The organism is Agromyces mediolanus, from assembly GCF_044917495.1.
GTDB lineage: Bacteria > Actinomycetota > Actinomycetes > Actinomycetales > Microbacteriaceae > Agromyces > Agromyces mediolanus_B.
The window spans coordinates 172520-189618 of sequence record NZ_JAVSSI010000005.1; the positions used below are offsets into that span (position 1 = coordinate 172520).

7 protein-coding genes are annotated in these 17099 nt (G+C 70.2%); 5 read left to right on the forward strand and 2 right to left on the reverse strand.

Annotated elements, in window-relative coordinates:
- Positions 1–67 precede the first annotated feature (67 nt).
- From sdhC to ROT00_RS09595, 4 genes are read left to right on the forward strand one after another with little or no spacing between them, the layout of a single operon-like run.
- On the forward strand, positions 68–490 hold the full coding sequence (sdhC, locus tag ROT00_RS09580) for a succinate dehydrogenase, cytochrome b556 subunit (RefSeq protein WP_189086221.1): 423 nt from the start codon (positions 68–70) through the stop codon (positions 488–490).
- A gap of 11 nt (positions 491–501) precedes the next feature.
- Positions 502–945, forward strand: coding sequence for a succinate dehydrogenase hydrophobic membrane anchor subunit (locus ROT00_RS09585; protein WP_243568929.1), 444 nt, complete (start codon positions 502–504; stop codon positions 943–945).
- Between the two features lie 7 nt (positions 946–952).
- Complete coding sequence (sdhA, locus tag ROT00_RS09590; RefSeq protein WP_404774348.1) at positions 953–2758, forward strand: succinate dehydrogenase flavoprotein subunit; 1806 nt, start codon at positions 953–955, stop codon at positions 2756–2758.
- 1 nt (position 2759) lies between these two features.
- Positions 2760–3521 (forward strand): succinate dehydrogenase iron-sulfur subunit, encoded by a 762-nt coding sequence (locus tag ROT00_RS09595; RefSeq protein WP_404774350.1) that lies wholly within the window; start codon positions 2760–2762, stop codon positions 3519–3521.
- A gap of 314 nt (positions 3522–3835) precedes the next feature.
- On the opposite strand, the gene ROT00_RS09600 is transcribed toward ROT00_RS09595, so the two are convergent.
- Both ROT00_RS09600 and ROT00_RS09605 read right to left on the reverse strand, forming a co-directional pair.
- Positions 3836–11512, reverse strand: coding sequence for a DUF5979 domain-containing protein (locus tag ROT00_RS09600; RefSeq protein WP_404774352.1), 7677 nt, complete (start codon positions 11510–11512; stop codon positions 3836–3838).
- Positions 11513–12000: 488 nt separating this feature from the next.
- A complete protein-coding gene (locus ROT00_RS09605) occupies positions 12001–15420 on the reverse strand; it encodes a DUF7927 domain-containing protein (protein ID WP_404774354.1) in 3420 nt (1139 codons plus the stop codon).
- Positions 15421–15779: 359 nt separating this feature from the next.
- On the opposite strand from ROT00_RS09605, the gene ROT00_RS09610 reads away from it, so the two are divergent.
- Positions 15780–17099 (forward strand): YihY/virulence factor BrkB family protein, encoded by a 1320-nt coding sequence (locus ROT00_RS09610; protein WP_404774356.1) that lies wholly within the window; start codon positions 15780–15782, stop codon positions 17097–17099.

A 17099-nucleotide genomic window follows, 5' to 3' on the forward strand; every position in this document is an offset into this window, starting at 1 on the left:
GGCGCACTGCGCCTCGACGCGCCCGCTCGTCACGGGCCGATCGTCACACAGCCAGGGAGGGTTGTTCATGCCAGAGTCCTCGGCAGGAACCCTGACCGCACCCGAAAAGCCGGCGAAGCAGAAGCCGGGCGGCACGCTGTATCGCGGCCGCGAGGGAATGTGGTCATGGGTGCTGCACCGCATCACGGGTGTCGCCATTTTCTTCTTCCTGCTCGTGCACATCCTCGACACCGCGCTCGTCCGGGTCTCCCCCGAGGCGTACAACGCGGTGATCGGCACGTACCAGACCCCGATCATGGGCCTCGGCGAGGTCGCCCTCGTCGGCGCGATCGTGTTCCACGCCCTGAACGGCCTGCGCATCATCCTGGTCGACTTCTGGACCTGGGCCACGCGCCACCAGAAGGTGCTGTTCTGGATCGTCATCGCCCTCTGGGTGGTCACGATGCTCGCCTTCACCCCGCGCCACCTGATCAACGTGTTCAGCCACTGAGGAGTGCGAGCGTGACCACCATCGAAGCACCCCGCACCCCGGTCCGCCCCGCGCCCAAGCGCGGCGTGAACCTGGAGAAGTGGGGCTGGATCTACATGCGCGTCTCGGGCGTCGTGCTCATCGTGCTGATCTTCACCCACCTGTTCGTCAACCTCATGCTGGGCGATGGCGTCAAGGCCATCGACTTCGGCTTCGTCGGCGGCAAGTGGGCCGACCCGTTCTGGCAGTGGTGGGACGTCGCGATGCTCTGGCTCGCGCTCATCCACGGCGCGAACGGCATGCGCACCATCGTGAACGACTACACCAAGCCGGGCACGGCGCAGAAGCTGCTGAAGCTCGCGCTGTTCCTCGCCGCCGCCGTGCTCATCGTGCTCGGCACCCTCGTGGTCTTCACCTTCGACCCGTGCCCCGCCGGCGCCCCGGCGGACCTCCTCCCCTCGTTCTGCGCCGCCTAGGAGACACGTGACCAGCGAGACCCACGCCGAGACCAAGGTCGTCGACGGCGTTCACTACCACCAGTACGACATCGTCATCGTCGGCGCCGGCGGCGCCGGCATGCGGGCGGCCATCGAGGCCGGACCCGGCGCGAAGACGGCCGTCATCTCGAAGCTCTACCCCACCCGCTCCCACACGGGCGCGGCGCAGGGCGGCATGGCCGCGGCGCTCGCGAACGTCGAGGAGGACTCGTGGGAGTGGCACACCTTCGACACCGTCAAGGGCGGCGACTACCTCGTCGACCAGGACGCGGCCGAGATCCTCGCGAAGGAGGCGATCGACGCCGTCATCGACCTCGAGAACATGGGCCTGCCGTTCAACCGCACGCCCGACGGCAAGATCGACCAGCGGCGCTTCGGCGGCCACACCCGCGACCACGGCAAGGCCCCGGTCCGCCGGGCGTGCTACGCCGCCGACCGCACCGGCCACATGATCCTGCAGACGCTGTTCCAGAACTGCGTGAAGCTCGGCATCGAGTTCTACAACGAGTACTACGCGCTCGACGTGATCATGACCGAGGTCGACGGGGTCCCCCAGCCCTCGGGCGTCGTCGCCTACGAGCTCGCGACCGGCGAGCTGCACGTCTTCCAGGCGAAGGCGATCATCTTCGCGACGGGCGGCTTCGGCAAGATCTACAAGACGACGTCCAACGCCCACACCCTCACGGGCGACGGCGTCGGCATCATCTGGCGCAAGGGCCTGCCGCTCGAGGACATGGAGTTCTTCCAGTTCCACCCGACCGGGCTCGCCGGCCTCGGCATCCTCCTCACCGAGGGCGCCCGAGGCGAGGGCGCCATCCTCCGCAACGCCTCCGGCGAGCGGTTCATGGAGCGCTACGCCCCGACCATCAAGGACCTGGCTCCCCGCGACATCGTCGCGCGCTGCATGGTCCAGGAGGTCGCAGAGGGGCGCGGCGCCGGCCCGCACAAGGACTACGTGCTGCTCGACTGCACGCACCTCGGCGCCGAGGTCCTCGAGACGAAGCTCCCCGACATCACGGAGTTCGCCCGCACCTACCTCGGCGTCGACCCGGTCTACGAGCCGGTCCCCGTGATGCCGACCGCGCACTACGCGATGGGCGGCATCCCGACGAACAACGACGCGGAGGTGCTGCGCGACAACACCACGGTCGTGCCCGGCCTCTACGCCGCCGGCGAGTGCGCCTGCGTGTCGGTGCACGGCTCGAACCGCCTCGGCACCAACTCGCTGCTCGACATCAACGTCTTCGGCAAGCGCGCCGGCCGCAACGCGGTCGAGTACGTGAAGACGGTCGACTTCACCCCGCTCCCCGAGGACCCGGCCGCCGGCGTCCGCGAGCTGCTCACGGGTCTGCGTGACTCGACGGGCACGGAGCGCATCGCAGCCATCCGCAAGGAGCTGCAGGACGAGATGGACCGCAACGCCCAGGTGTTCCGCACCGAGGAGTCGCTCACGCACGCCGCCGGCGTCGTGGCGGGCCTCCGCGAGCGCTACAAGCACATCGCCGTGCAGGACAAGGGCAAGCGCTTCAACACCGACCTGCTGGAGGCCGTCGAGCTCGGCTTCCTCCTCGACCTCGCCGAGGTCGTCGTCACGAGCGCCCGCAACCGCAAGGAGAGCCGCGGCGGGCACATGCGCGACGACTACCCGAAGCGCGACGACGAGAACTTCATGCAGCACACGATGGCCTACCTGTCGGGCGACGCGCACTCGTCCGACGCGAGCGACCACATCCGGCTCGACTGGAAGCCGGTCGTCATCACTCGCTACCAGCCGATGGAGAGGAAGTACTGAGGTGAGCACCGCTACGCTCGAGCACCCGCCGGCCGAGGCCGACGCCATCCAGTCGTTCACGGTCACCTTCCTGATCCGTCGCTTCGACCCGGACGTGGACACGGAGCCGCGCTGGCAGGACTTCGACGTCGAGATGTACGCGACCGACCGCGTGCTCGACGCCCTGCACAAGATCAAGTGGGAGCAGGACGGCTCGCTCACGTTCCGTCGCTCCTGCGCCCACGGCATCTGCGGCTCCGACGCCATGCGCATCAACGGCCGCAACCGCCTCGCCTGCAAGACGCTGATCAAGGACCTCGACATCTCGAAGCCGATCTACGTCGAGGCGATCAAGGGCCTCCCGCTCGAGAAGGACCTCATCGTCGACATGGAGCCGTTCTTCGCGAGCTACCGCGAGGTGCAGCCCTTCCTGCAGGCGAGCACGACGCCGGAGCCCGGCAAGGAGCGCGTGCAGTCCGTCGCGCAGCGCGCGATCTTCGACGACACCACGAAGTGCATCCTCTGCGCCGCGTGCACGTCGAGCTGCCCCGTGTTCTGGACCGACGGCCAGTACTTCGGCCCGGCCGCGATCGTGAACGCGCACCGCTTCATCTTCGACTCGCGCGACGACGAGGCGAAGGTGCGCCTCGACATCCTGAACGACAAGGAGGGCGTGTGGCGCTGCCGCACGACCTTCAACTGCACCGAGGCGTGCCCCCGCGGCATCGAGGTGACGAAGGCGATCGCCGAGGTGAAGCAGGCCGTCATGCGCGGCCGCCCCTGACGGCACCGGGACGAACGAACGGCGGATGCCGCGGCGCGTGTCTCGCCGGGGCATCCGCCGTTTTCGCGTCCGTACGCCTCGCACTGCAGCGGGCGAGCCGCGGCGCGGATCGCGGCGCGGATCGCGGTGCGGCGTGCGCCCCGTCGGGCGCCTTCACCCGATCCGCTCCCCCGGAATGCACTCACCCGGGCCGCTCTCGGGGGAAAGCGGCCCGGGTGGTGTTATGGGGAACGGGCCCGGAGCTCGGGATGGACTCCGGACCCGCTGGAGCAAAGAAGGCTCCAGCCTCGGCGGCGACGACGGCCGCCGGGGTCTTACTCCGCGGTGCGGCGGCGGCGGATGATCAGCAGCAGCCCGACACCCCCGATCACGAGGATCGCGGCGCCCCAGATGCCCCAGCTCGGGTCGAAGCCGGTGCTGGCCATGCCGCCAGGCGTGTTCGGCTTCGGCTGGGTGGGAGCGGCGTTGCAGTCGGGCGTTGCAGGCGGGTAGGCCTCGACCGCGTCGGTGCTCGGGTTCATGCGGATCTCGACGACCGCCTCCCCGCGCAGGTTGTAGAACGGGGCCGTCGGGTCGAGCACCCAGCGGCCGTTCGGCAGCAGGCGCCATCCGGGCCAGGCGATGCCGTTGCCGGCCTCGTCGACCGCGGCACCAGGCCAGAGCTTCTGACCGGAGATGGTCACCCCGCTCTGCGCGTCGGCCGGGGGCACGATCTCATCGACCTTCGCGGCGCCGTCGGCGAGGATGCCGTCGATGTCGCTCGCCGGGATGTTGGGGTTGCGGGCGGCGTAGGCCTCCGGCGTCCACCAGATCATCACGATGCGGGGCAGTTCGACGTTCTCGATGTTGTACGGCGTCAGGTCGTAGGTGACCCACGGGGCGTTCGCGATGCACATCGCGAGGGCGTTGACCTCGATCGACTTCACCGGCGTCTCCTCGGTCGACGTGTTGTCGTCCGGGGTTCCCTCGATGCCGCCGCTCGTCACCGTCGCGGTGTTCTCGATGTCGAGGATCTTGCCGGTGTCGCTGCCGTCCTCACGGGGCAGGCTCGAGGCCGTCGTCACCTGGAAGCCGAACTCGTAGCTCTGCTCCTCCTCCGGCGACCACGAGGTGTCCTTCGTGAAGGTGATCGTGCCGCCGAAGCCGTCGGCCGAGGCGCCGCTGATGGCGGCGGTCCAGCCGGCGGGGACGGTCCACTCCTCGACCGGGGCGGCCTTCAGGGTGGCGGGCAGCTCATCCTTCACGACCACGTTCGGCACGACCAGGTTCGGCGTGTTGTTCTTCACGGTGATCGAGTACGGGTAGCTCGCGTCCTCGTCGGTCGGCACGAGCCAGTCGCCGCTGTCGTTCTGCTCGACGTGGTGCTTGTCGATCGACAGGTCGACCGTCTTGGCCGTGTTCAGGATGGTGCAGGTGCCGTCGGCGCCCGGGTCGAGCGTCAGGACGCCCTCGCTGAGCGACACGCCCTCACCGACGCAGCTCCAGTCGCCGGGGCTGTAGAAGCCGAGCAGCGGGTTCGTCTCGTTGTCGAGCGACTCGAGCAGGGTGTACGCACCCGGCTTCACCTCGCGATCGAAGATCGCGGCGGAGCCGCCGACGCCGTGGAAGATCGACGAACCGTCGCCGAGCAGGCGCAGGCGCCAGTCGGACGGCTTGCCGGGCACCTGGCCCTCGCCGAGCTTGCCCTCGAAGGCCGAGTTGTCGACCTCCTTCACCAGGGTGAGGTGGGCGGGCTCGGGGTCGGTGTGGTGGTCCGTCGTGCAGGGCTCCTCCGGCGTGCACTCGTCGGACGGCACGTCGCCGCCGGCGGTGACCGAGTTGCCGATGGTGGCGTCCCACGCGTCCGCGTTCACCTTGACCGAGTAGACGAGCGTCTGGGGCTCGGCGTTCGCGGCGAGGTCGCCGACGGTCCAGGTGAGCTTCTTCGTGGCCTCGTCGAAGGCGAAGGTGCCGGTGCTGGCGGTGATGCCGTCCTCGTCGAGGACCGCCTTGCCGAGCACGCCGCTCAGGTCGTCGACCGCGACGATGTCGTGCACGGTGACCTGACCGGTCGGGGTGACCGTCACCGTGTAGGTGATGGTGTCGCCCGGCTTCACCGTGCTGCCGCTCGGCGGGTTCGACGTCTTCGCGGTGGTGAAGGCGCCCGGGGTCTTCGTGATCGGGTTCGTCGCGGTGACGAGCACGTGTCCGAGCTCCTCAGCGCCCTTGCCGGCGATCGTGAAGGTGATGCTCCGGCCCTCGGTCGTCGCTCCCGCGTCGCTCGAGGTGTAGCTCACGTCGCCCCACGAGTAGGCGTCGTCCTTCAGGCCCGGGAGCCCGTCGACCGGCTCGGTCACGGTGCACTCGGTGCCGGCGGGGAGCTCGACGTCCTTCGGGAGGTACGCCGGCTCGGTCGCCGTCGCCGTGAGCTCACCGGTCACCGGGTCGCCGCCCTCGGGCAGGACGCACGAGTACTCGAAGGTGTACGAGGCATCCGGGTCGACGCCCTCGAGCGCCGCATCCGTGCCCGACACGACCTTCTCGATCGTGAAGTCGCCCTTGAGGCGGAAGGTGTCGTTCGTGACGGTGATCACGGGCCAGTCGTCGCCCGCGGCGGGGACGGTGGCCGGGTTGCCGTCGTAGCCGACGACCTCGACCCACTGGTACGACGGGTCGGTCGGCACCGGGCCGGTGGTCGGCGCCGTCTCCACGGCGGTGCAGTCGCTCGTCGCGAGCACACCGGTCACGGTCGCGTTGCCGTCGGGCGTCGCGGTCCACTCGTACTCGACCGCGGGGTCGTCGCCGTAGACGCAGCTCAGGGTGCCGGTGAACGGCGTGGCGCCGTCCACGAGGTCCTTCGCCGGGCCGGTCACGACCTTGTCGATGATGACCGTGCCGCGCACCCGCTCCACCGTGTTGGTGACGGTGATGCCGGCGGTCTGGCCGTCGACCAGGGTGACGGTCTCGCCGTTGTCCGGGGTGGCCCAGGCGTACGACGGGTCCTTCAGCTCACCGTTGTCGAGCGTGTCCTCCTGCACCTGGCAGTCGGCGCCCACGGGCACCTTCTTCTGCGCCGCGGTGAAGAGGGAGACGGTGCCGCCGGCGGCCGGGACGGTCCACTGACCGCCGGCCTGGGCGTCCTCACCCTCGCCGTCGACCCAGTCGCAGGTCCACGAACCGGTGACGTCGAGCCCGGCGGGGATACCCGCCGTGTCGCCCTCGGCCACCTTGGTCAGCTCGAGCGCGCCCCACTGCTGGGACACCGAGTTCGTGACCTCGGCCGTGGGCACGACGTCGGACGAGACGATCTCGACCGGCCCCGCGATGGCGGGCGTGTTCCACGACCAGCCGGTCGCGAGGTCGCCGTCGCTCGGCGCGTCCTCGGTGATCGAGCACTCGCTGGTCAGCGGCACCGGGCCGAAGGCCCCGGTGGTGCCGCCGGTCGCGTCGTCGACCGTCCAGTCGCCCGAGGCGACGACGTCGCCGTCGTAGGTGCAGCTCCAGGTACCGGTGTACTCGGTGCCGTCGGCGACGACCTTGCCGGGGACCTGGTCGAGCTGCTTCGTCACCGTGAAGGTGCCGAAGGCCTGCGAGATCGGGTTCGTGACGTTGACGAGCTTGGTCTCACCGTTCGAGGAGAGGGTCACCTTCTCGGGCGACACGGTCGCCGTGCCCCAGCTGTAGGACGCGTCCTTCAGCGTGTCGGGGTCGAGCTGGCCCTCGCTGAGCTCGCAGCTCCAGCCGAGCGGCACGCCGTCGACGAGCACGGTCTTCTGGCCGTCGGCCACGTTCACGGTGCCCATGAGGTGACCGGCGACGCCGTCCACGGAGCAGTCGTAGTTGATCGGGAAGTCCGTGCCGCCCGCGGCCTGGGCCACGTAGCCCTCGGTGTCGCCGGTGACCTGCTTCAGGACCTCGATCTTGCCGGTCTCGCGGCTGAACGAGTTGCCGACCACGAGCAGGGCGGGCTCGGCCGCGCCGACGGAGTCGCCGGTGAACACCGGGGTGCCCCAGGTGTACGACGGGTCGTTGGACGGCTTCTGCGAGAGGTCCTCGCCGAGCACGACGCAGTCGGAGTCGACGAGCACCTCGTCGCTCAGCGTGATGGCGCTCGCGCCGGCCGTCGTCGTCCAGTCGCCGCTCACCGGGTCGTCACCGTCGTGGGTGCACTGCCAGGTGCCGGAGTACTCGCGGTCGGGGTCGACCACGCCGGTGGGACCGCTGAGGGTCTTCTCGAGGGTGACCGAGCCGTAGACCCGCTTCAGCGTGTTCGTGATCGTGACGTCGATCTTCTGGCCGGGCTCCGTGATGGTGAAGGTGTCGGGCGAGACGGTCACGCCGTCCCAGGCCCAGCTGCCGTCGGCGAGCCCGCCGACCGGCGTGACCTCGGTCACGGTGCACTCGGAGCCGAGCGGGAGCTCGAGCGCGTCGCTGCCGCCGGTCGTGAAGGTCACCGACTCGGTGCCGTTCACGCCGCAGGCGACGGATGCCTCGAACTCCATGTCGGCGCCGCCGGTGTACCCGTCGCCCTCGACCACCTTCGTGATCTCGACCGAGCCGTACTTCTTCGACAGGGCGTTCACGGCGGAGACCTGCACGGTCACCGGGTCGCCGTTCTGCGGCGCCGGGATCGTGAAGGAGACCGAACGGCCGTCCTGCGCGCTGCCGCCGGGGGTCGCCGTGAGGGTCACGCCGTCCCAGGTGTAGCCCGAGGAGGGCGCCGGGGCGTCGTGCTCGGTGACGGTGCAGTCGCTGCCGGCGGGGATGTTCTGCCCGGGGCCGCCGACCGCGCCGGCGAGGACGTCGAAGCTGCCGCTGTACTCCTTGTTGCTGTCGTCGGTGCAGACCCAGTCGAAGCCGAACGGCGTCGCGGCGTTGTAGCCGGCGGCGTCGCCCTCGACCGTCTTCGCGACCGCGAAGGAGCCCGACTGGCGCACGATGGTGTTCGTGACCGTGACGGCGGGGTTCGGCGTGGCGGCGCTGAGCGTCACCTGGGTGCCCGGCGCGTAGCCGATGCCGGCCCAGACGTACGACGCGTCACCGGAGGCCGGAGCGGCGGGGGCCGTCTCCGTCACGGTGCAGCTCGAGCCCAGCAGGATGTTCGAGACGGTGGCGCTGCCGCCGTCCGCGAGCGGACCCCAGTTGCCGTTCGAGCCGTCGGTGCAGCTGTACGTGCCCGAGAAGCCGGGGCCGGAGTAGACGTCGTCGGGGTCGACGAGGTCCTTCGTGATGACGAGCGAGCCGTAGACGCGCTTCGTCGTGTTCGTGATCACGACGTTCTTCGTCTCGTTCTTCGCGACGGTGACCTTGACGTCGTTCGCGACGGGCGTCGCCGCCCAGGCGTAGGAGTCGTCGACGAGACCGCCGGAGACCGCACCCTCGTGCACGGTGCACTCGGTGCCCGCGAGGAGCTCGCCGGCCGGCGTCGTGTAGGTCTCGCCGGCCTTCAGCGAGGCGTTGTAGGTCTTCGCACCGCAGCTCACGGTGAAGTCGAAGGTCTTGTCGGCCGCGATGCCGCCGCCCTCGGTCTGCTTGGTGACCGAGACCTGGCCGTAGACCGGGACCGTCGTGTTGGTGACCGTGACGAGCTTGGTCTCGCCCTTCACGACCGTGACCTGCGTGCCCGGCGCGTACGTCGGGGCGCCCCACTCGTGGCCCGCGTCGAGCGGCGCCGTGATCGGGGTGACCTCCTGGACGGTGCAGAGGCTGCCGACCGGGATGTTCTGGACGGTCTCGGTCTCGCCGTTCTTCAGGGTGAGCGGCGTCGTGGTCGAGCCGCAGACGACGTTGACCTTGAAGTCGTCACCGGTCGAGGTGTAGCCGGCGCCGGTGACGACCTTCTTGACGTCGAGCTTCGTGAAGTTGCGCACGAAGGTGTTCGTCACCGTGGAGTCGACGGTCGCGTCGACGCCCTTCGGGATCGTGACGACGTTCGGCACCACGGTGCGGTTCGCCCACTCGTAGGAGGCGTCCGCGAAGTCCCCGGCCTTGGCCGAGAACGCGGGCTCCGTGAGCGAGCAGCTGGTGCTCGTCGGCAGCGTCGGCCCGGAGACCGGCGTGCCCGGCGTCACCTGCAGGTCGCCCTCGGAGACCGTCTGGCCGCCGAGCGTGCAGACGTAGTGCACGGTGAACTGACGGCCGGTGCCGCCGGTGTAGCCGCCGGCGGGGGTGTTCGCGTCGGCCGGCTGCACCTTCTTCTCGACGGTGAAGGTGCCGCTGTTCTGCTTCGTCGAGTTCGTGACCGTGATGGTCGTCTTCTGGTTGTCGACGATCGTCTTCGGCCCGTCGGTGGCGTACTGCACCCACTCGTAGGAGCCGTTCTTCAGGTTGCCGCTCGGCCCGTTCTCGGTGACGGTGCAGTTCGCGCCGGCGGGGAGGGTGGTGCTCACGGTCTGCGCGGTGCCCGTCGAGACGGAGTAGTTGCCGCTCTGCACGACGCCCTGACCGGCGACGGTGCAGCTCCAGGTGCCGGTGAACTGCGTCGAGGCGGTGCCGGAGAAGCCCGAGGCATCCGTGATGACCTTCTTCACCTCGAGCGAGCCGGTCTGGTACCGGTTCGTGACGATGCACGTGACCGAGGCCTTGTCGACGAGGTCGACGTTGCCGTTCGTCACCGTGACGCTCGAGCCGTTGCCGTCGTTCGTGCAGACCCAGTTGCCCTGCTGCGTGTAGCCGCCGGGGCCGCCGGACTCGGCGAGCGCGTAGGTGCCGGCCGAGAGGTTCGCGTTGCTCACGCCCGTGCCCTGGTCGTTACCGGAGAGCTCGGCCGCGCCGCCGCCGGTGTTGGCGGAGAGGGTCCACGAGTTCTTGTTCGCGGTGCCGGAGGCGACGACCTTCTTCAGCGTCAGCTTCGCCTTCGTGGCGTAGGTGTTCGTGAAGGTGCAGGTGATGTCGGAGTTCGCGCTGGCCGGGATGTTCGTGAGGGTCACGTTCCGGCTGCCGAGGTTCGGGGTGCCGATCGGCTGGTTCGCGCTGTCGACGCAGGCGACGCCGGTGAGCGACCACTGGGCGTCGGCGACCGCGTTCTCGGCGATCGTGATGGTCTCGCCCTGCACCGCGTCGGCCGTCTTGGACTGGCCGGCCTTCAGCGCGAAGCTGCTCTTCCACGGCGAACCGTCGATGGTGCTCGTGGGAGCGAAGTTGAACGTGGTGTCGGGGGCGCCTGCGCCGACGACGACCTTCTTGACCGTGAGCTTCCGGACCTGGGCGAGCTTGCCGTAGAGGCAGGCCTGGGTCTGCTGGCCCTCGTAGGTCAGCCACTCGTTGACCGCGCTGCCCGGGTCGGCCGGGCACGCCGCGCCGTTCGAGACGGTGCGGAAGCCGAGGATGACGAGCTTGTAGTCGATGCCGCCGACCGAGATGGTCGTGTCGGAGGCCTGGTTCAGGAACTTGAACTGGTCGCGGTTCTGGTCCGCGTTGCCGTTGTTCGGCGTCTCCCACATCCACCAGTTGAAGTCGAACTGCTTCGACAGGCTCGGCAGCCGGTAGCTGACGGTGCCCTTGAAGTAGTCGCTCGACCCGTCGTAGTTGATCGGGTTGTTGTAGTGCGTGATCTTCCCGATGTTGAACGCCGCACCCGGCTCCGGCGCCAGCGAGCCGGCGGCCGGCTGGACGCCGATCGCGCTCTGGCTGGAGGTGCTCAGGTTGTTCGGACAGTTGTTGCTGCCGCGGCCGTGGGCCGTGAGGGCTTCGCTGCCGCTCGAGACCCAGTCCGACGGTCCGGTCGAGCTCGAGGAGTTCGGCGGGCTGTAGCGGATGCAGTAGCCCGTCGTCGTCCCGGAGTTCTGGCCGGTGCTCCCGGCGTCGCCCACGTGGTTCGACACCTGGGCCTGCACGGCACCGAGGTTCACGGGTGCGGCCTGGGCTGGCGCCGCGGCGAAGAGTGCGCCGCTCACCCCCATGCCGATGATGAGCGCACCGCTCGCGAGGACCGAGAGCGCCTTCTTCAGGCGGCCCTTGGGTAGGGTGTCGCGGTGCCGAGGGGTCGACGAAACACGGGTTCGGGTAAGCATGGCTGCACGCCTTCGGGTTCGACGCGAAATTTCGGGTTGCGCGTCATTCGGGTTTCGGGTTTGCAACCCACGCAGAACGTGAGTCCCTCGTAGCGTGGCAGAGATGAGGGTCGTTCGGAATACTGGCGCCGCCACCAAAACGGGGGTCAACTGACGGATCCACGTCCCCCGCGCCCGTTCGGGCGCGCTCCTTCGCCTGCTGGGACGGCGCGATTGCCCCAGTTTGCCCGATGCGCACGACGATTCGCCCACTTTTGATGAAAAGTGGGCGAAATCGACTTCGCGATGCCCGGGCACGGCGGATGCCTCGGCGCACGAGCACCGGCACGGCGGATGCCTCGGCGTGCGAGCACCGGCACGGCGGATGCCTCGGCGTGCGCCGAGGCATCCGTCTTCCCAGGACCGGAGCCGGGCGGGGTCCCCCGACCCGCCGGCTCCGGCCGAGCGGTGCGCCGCCGCGCCGGGTCGCGACGCGGCGGCGCGCGGGCTCAGCCCGAGTCATCCCTCCGCTGGCGGCGGGTGACGAACCAGACGCCCAGCCCGCCGATCGCGAGGAGGCCCGCGGCGAGCGGCAGCAGCCACCCGTCGTCGAAGCCCGTCGACGCCATGCCGGACGGCTTCGGCGGCTTCGGCGAGTTCGTCGGCGCCGCGTTGCAGTCGGGCGTCGCCGGCGGGTAGGCCGTGATCGTGTCCGTCGACGGGTTCACCCGGATCTCCACGACCGCCTCGTTGCGGAGGTCGTAGAACGGGGCCGCGGGGTCGAGCACCCAGGTGCCGTTCGGCAGCAGGGTCCAGCCCGGCCAGTCGGTCGGGTTGCCCTCGGCATCCACCTCGGCGCCCGGCCAGAGCTGGGCTCCCGCGATGGTGTCGCCCGGCTGCCAGCCGGGGGGCACGGTCACGTAGTCGACCTGGGAGGCGCCGTCGGCGAGGATCGCCGCTTCGTCACCGGCCGGGATCGACGGGTCGTGCCCGGCGAATGCGTCGACCGTCCACCAGATGAGGGCGACGTCCGGCAGCGTGTCGAGGTTCGACGGCGTGATCGAGTAGTTGAACCACGGCGTGTCGTTCAGGCACTGCGCGAAGCCGTCGAGCGCGATCGACTTCACCGGCGTCTCCGTCTGGTCGCAGTCCGCGAGCGGACCGTCGGGGTCGGGCTCCTCGTCCTCGGCCGCCGCGATCACGGCGGTGAGCGAGGCCGGGGCGAGCTCCGGCGGGGTCTCCTCCTCGGGCGGCGGCGGCACCTCGGCCGCCACGCAGGCGGTGTTCACGAGGTCGGGGATCGGCACCGTCGGGTCGGGCTGGGCGAGCTCGCCCACCTCGACGTCGAAGGTGATCGTCACGCCCGGGTACGCCATGCTGCCGAACTCCCCCGTGTAGGAGAAGGTCAGCTCGCCCTCGACCGAGTCGTCGAGCGTCCAGCCGGCCGGCAGCACCTCGCTGCCCGGCACGAAGGTCACGCCCTCGGGCAGGGTGTCGGTCACCACCGGGTCGACGACCGGGTCGCCGTCGTTCCACACGTTCAGCGTGTAGGAGATGACGTCGGGCGGGGCGTCGCCGGAGTCGACCGGGTTCTCCCCCTCGTCGTGCGACCACAGCTTCTCGATGCGCACGTCGGGCTCGGCCACCTCGTGGTCGGTCTCGCAGGAGTCGCGGACGAGCTCCTCGCCCTTCACGAGCGGGGCGTCGCCCACGTCCTCCGGCGGGCACTCGCCGACGCCGTCGGGCGTGACCACGTTGTGCAGGGTCTCGCCCCAGGCGTCGTCGGCGACCGTCACCGTGAAGGAGACGCTCGTCTCCTCACCCGGTGCGAGGTCCGGGATGGACCAGGTGAGGTCCGTGCCGACCAGCGACAACTGCGGATCCAGCGGCTCGACGACGGTGGCGTCGTCGAGGACGTCGGAGAGGTCGTCGACCGCGGTCGCGCCCGACACCTCCGCCTGGGAGAAGTTGTACGCGTGCAGGGTGTAGATCACGTCGTGCCCCGGGTAGACCGTGCTCCCGGATGCCGGGTCGGCGGTCTTCCACAGCTCCCACCCGGGGGTCGGGTGCTCGGTGACGCAGGGATCGGGCTCGGGCGCCGGCACCGCGGCCACCGTCACCGGCGGCTCCTCGGGCGGGCAGTTCGTGAGCACGTGGTTGCGGAGGACGGCGCCGGGATCGGCGTCGTCGCGCACGGTCACGCGGTACACGAGGTCGAGCGTCTCGCCGGGGTCGAGCTGGTCGACCTTCAGCCAGAGCTTGCCCGGCTCGTCGTCGTCCCAGCTGAACTCCGCCGGCTGGGTGCCGATGAAGCCCTCGAAGTCGACGTACGGCGCGAGCTGCGAGATGTCGTCCTCGATCTCGATGTCGCTCACTCCGGGTCCGGAGACGTGCTGCACCGAGAGCGTGTAGTCGATCGTGTCGCCGCGTTCGACGGAGGTGCCGCTCGGCGGATCGCTCGACTTCGTGACGCCCCACACGGGTTCGTTCTCCCGGTTGGTGACGCTGCAGTGCACGATCTCGAACTTGCCGACGTCGACGGTCCAGCCGTGATCGCCGACGAGCGTGACCTCGCGGTCGTCACCGCCGACCTCGCAGCTGACGGCGACCATCTGCCAGTAGGGCCGGTCCTCCTCGGTGAAGGTGATCGCCCGGCTGTCGTCGTCGCCGTAGCCGGAGACGTCGTACGGGTCGGTCATGCCGTCGGCCGCGGTCTCCTGCGAGGCGGGCGTGACGTCGGCATCGCTCGTGGAGAACTCCCAGCCCTCGGCGGGCTGCCCGTTCACCGACTTGTCGATCACGACGGAACCGCCGCAGAGGGCGATCGCGACCTCCTTCAGGGAGTCGGCGAGGGTCGAGTAGTCGGTCGTCGTGAGGTAGTCGGCGGTGGTGATGTTCGTCCCGTCGAAGGCCTCGTCGCCGGAGATCGCCTGGATCGGGGCGAGCGTGACGCTGCCGCCGACCGCGATGACGAGCACGTGCGATCCGTCGCCCTTGATGGCGTTCGCCTGCTCGATCGCGGGGTTCAGCGCACCGGGCGAGCCGTCGGGGAACTCCCCGCCGTTGTTCGGGTCGACCGTGTTCGGGTTGCCGTCGGTGATGACGATGGTGAGTTCGACCGGTCCGTCGCTGAAGCCGCCGAACGTGCTGTGCCCGACCTCGAGGCCGCGCTTCCAGTTCGTCCAGCCGTCCGAGCTCAGCCCGCTGTATGAGCCCTGCACGGTGCCGACGTTGCCGCCGCTCAGCTCGGTCGCGCCGAGCAGCACGGAGGCGTCCTGGTCGAAGGACGTCACGGAGACCTCGGAGCCGGTGTCGACGAGCGCGCTCGAGAACGCGTCCGCCGCGGCCTTGAGGTTCGCGATGCCGGCGCCGCCGATGGAGCCCGACTTGTCGAGGATGAAGGCCATGTCGAGGCCGCACACATCGGGCAGGTCGGGGTTCGGGGCCGGTTCGACGACATCCTGCGCCGCCATCGACCGCATCGAACTCTGCTGCGCGGCGAGACACGCGTCCCGCTCGCTGCGATCGTCGTTCGCGATCGGGATCGCGTTGCAGTCGATGGGTGCCGGAGCCGCGTCCGCCTCCGGCACCGTGGCCGGCGCCTGCGGGTCAGGCGCCGCCGGGGCATCCGTTTCGGGTTCTACGGCTGCGTCCGGGGGGTCGACTGGGGCGGGAGGCGGGACCTCCTCGGCGGGGGGCGCTGGCTCCTCCGCGGGCGGCGGGACCTCCTCCGCCGGCGGGGCCGGCTCCTCTGCGGGCGGCGCGGCCGGATCGGGCTCCGACGGCGTCGTCGCAGCGGGATCGGTGGCGGTGTCGCCGGATGCCGGATCGGCGACGAGCGCGGTCGCGCCCGCCCCGGGATCGGGCAGCTCCTCGGCTGCGGCGAGCGTCGGCGCGCCGAGGAGGACGAGTGCGGGGATGGCGAGCATGGACACGAGTGCGGCGACGGGTCGCCGCCTCGGTCCGGATCGTGCGGGCGCGCTGAAGCGCCCACGACTCGGTGCGTGCATGACAGCTCCTGTGTTTCATCGGGTTGGAGCCGGCTCGAACTTCGGGTCAGCTGGCGCCAGTTCTGCCACACTTCGACGCCATCCGCAAGGATTCCTCATGTTCGACCCCCCGAATGCGGGGTGTCCCCCGATCGGGGCTCAGTGCCCGCCCTGGCGGCGCGCAGGTGCCGCCCCTGGGACGGCGATGGGCCGACGCCCGCCCCGGCGCGGCGACGCGCGGGAGCCCGACCGCCCGTCGCCGCCTCCGTCTGGCCGTCTCGCGTCGGTAGGGTGAGAGCGTGAGCGGACGGGATGCCTCCGGGGGCGCACGGCGGAGGGGCGCGACCGACCCCGACGCTGCCCACGACGCGGCACCGGAGCCCCCGGCCACGCCGTCGCGCAGCGCACGGCTCCGCTCGGAGATGACCGCGGCCGGGCAGGAGGCGAAGCAGCGGCTCGAAGAGGTCGAGCAGCCGCTCCGCCAGCGCTTCGACGAGCCGATCAAGAAGGTGACCGCGATCACCCAGCGCACGCTCGCACTGTTCCCGGTGCGCGTGTGGCGGCACTTCCTCGACCGGAACGGATTCATCCTCGCCGCCGGCCTCAGTTACCAGGCGCTGTTCGCGGTCTTCGCCGCGCTCTACGTCGTCTTCGCGATCGCGGGCATCTGGCTCACGAACAACGAGGAGGCCCTGAACGCGCTGCTCGGGCTCATCAACACGCTCGCCCCCGGGCTCGTCGGCGACAACGGATCGGCCGGGGTGATCTCCGAGCAGGACATCACGGAGATCGCGAGCTCGAGCACGAGCCTGTTCGGCTGGACCGGCGCGATCGCCCTCGCCGGCCTCATCTGGACCGCGATCGGCTGGATCACCTACACCCGCACCGCCGTGCGCAGCATCTTCGGACTGCCGAAGGACAAGCGCGCATACCTCCTGCTGAAGACGCGGGACCTGCTCGCGGGCCTCGGCTTCGGGATCGTCCTGATGCTCGCCTCGGTCCTGTCGCTCGCGGCGACCTCCTTCGTCAGTTGGATCTTCTCGCTCCTCGGCTGGAGCAGCGAGTCGGGCTGGTTCACCTTCTTCGTCCAGCTCGGCTCGCTCGTCGCGGTGTTCCTCATCGACACCCTCGCCCTCGCCGTGCTCTTCCGCTTCCTCTCCGGAGCGGCGATGCCGTGGCGGCGGATGTGGATCGGCTCCCTGCTCGGTTCGGCCGGGCTCTCGGTGCTGCAGCTGTTCAGCAGCCTGCTCCTCTCGAGCACCTCCCGGAACCCGCTGCTCGCGACCTTCACGGTGTTCATCGGTCTGCTCCTGTGGTTCCGGCTCACGAGCATCGTGATCCTCGTCGCCTCGGCCTGGATCGCGGTCGAGGCCGGCGACGCGCACGAGTCGCTCCGGCTCGTGACGCCCGAGCAGCTCGAGGCCGAACGCCTCGCCGAGGAGCACCGAGCGCTCGTCACGGCGGCGCGGGTCCGCGTCCGCGAGGCGGAGCACGAGCTCGGCGAGGCCGGATGGCTCGCACGGTTCCCGGCGAGGCGGCGTCTCGAACGGGCGAGGCTCGAGCTCGAGGAGGTCGAGCGCGGCGGCCCGACGGGCGGCCGTGTCGGCGGCCTCCCGTAG

Bases quoted from the DNA above. Each gene is read 5' to 3' on its own strand.
- ROT00_RS09605 (WP_404774354.1), bottom strand. From the start codon at position 15,420: ATGCTCGCCATCCCCGCACTCGTCCTCCTCGGCGCGCCGACGCTCGCC.
- ROT00_RS09600 (WP_404774352.1), bottom strand. From the start codon at position 11,512: ATGCTTACCCGAACCCGTGTTTCGTCGACCCCTCGGCACCGCGACACC.
- sdhC (WP_189086221.1), top strand. From the start codon at position 68: ATGCCAGAGTCCTCGGCAGGAACCCTGACCGCACCCGAAAAGCCGGCG.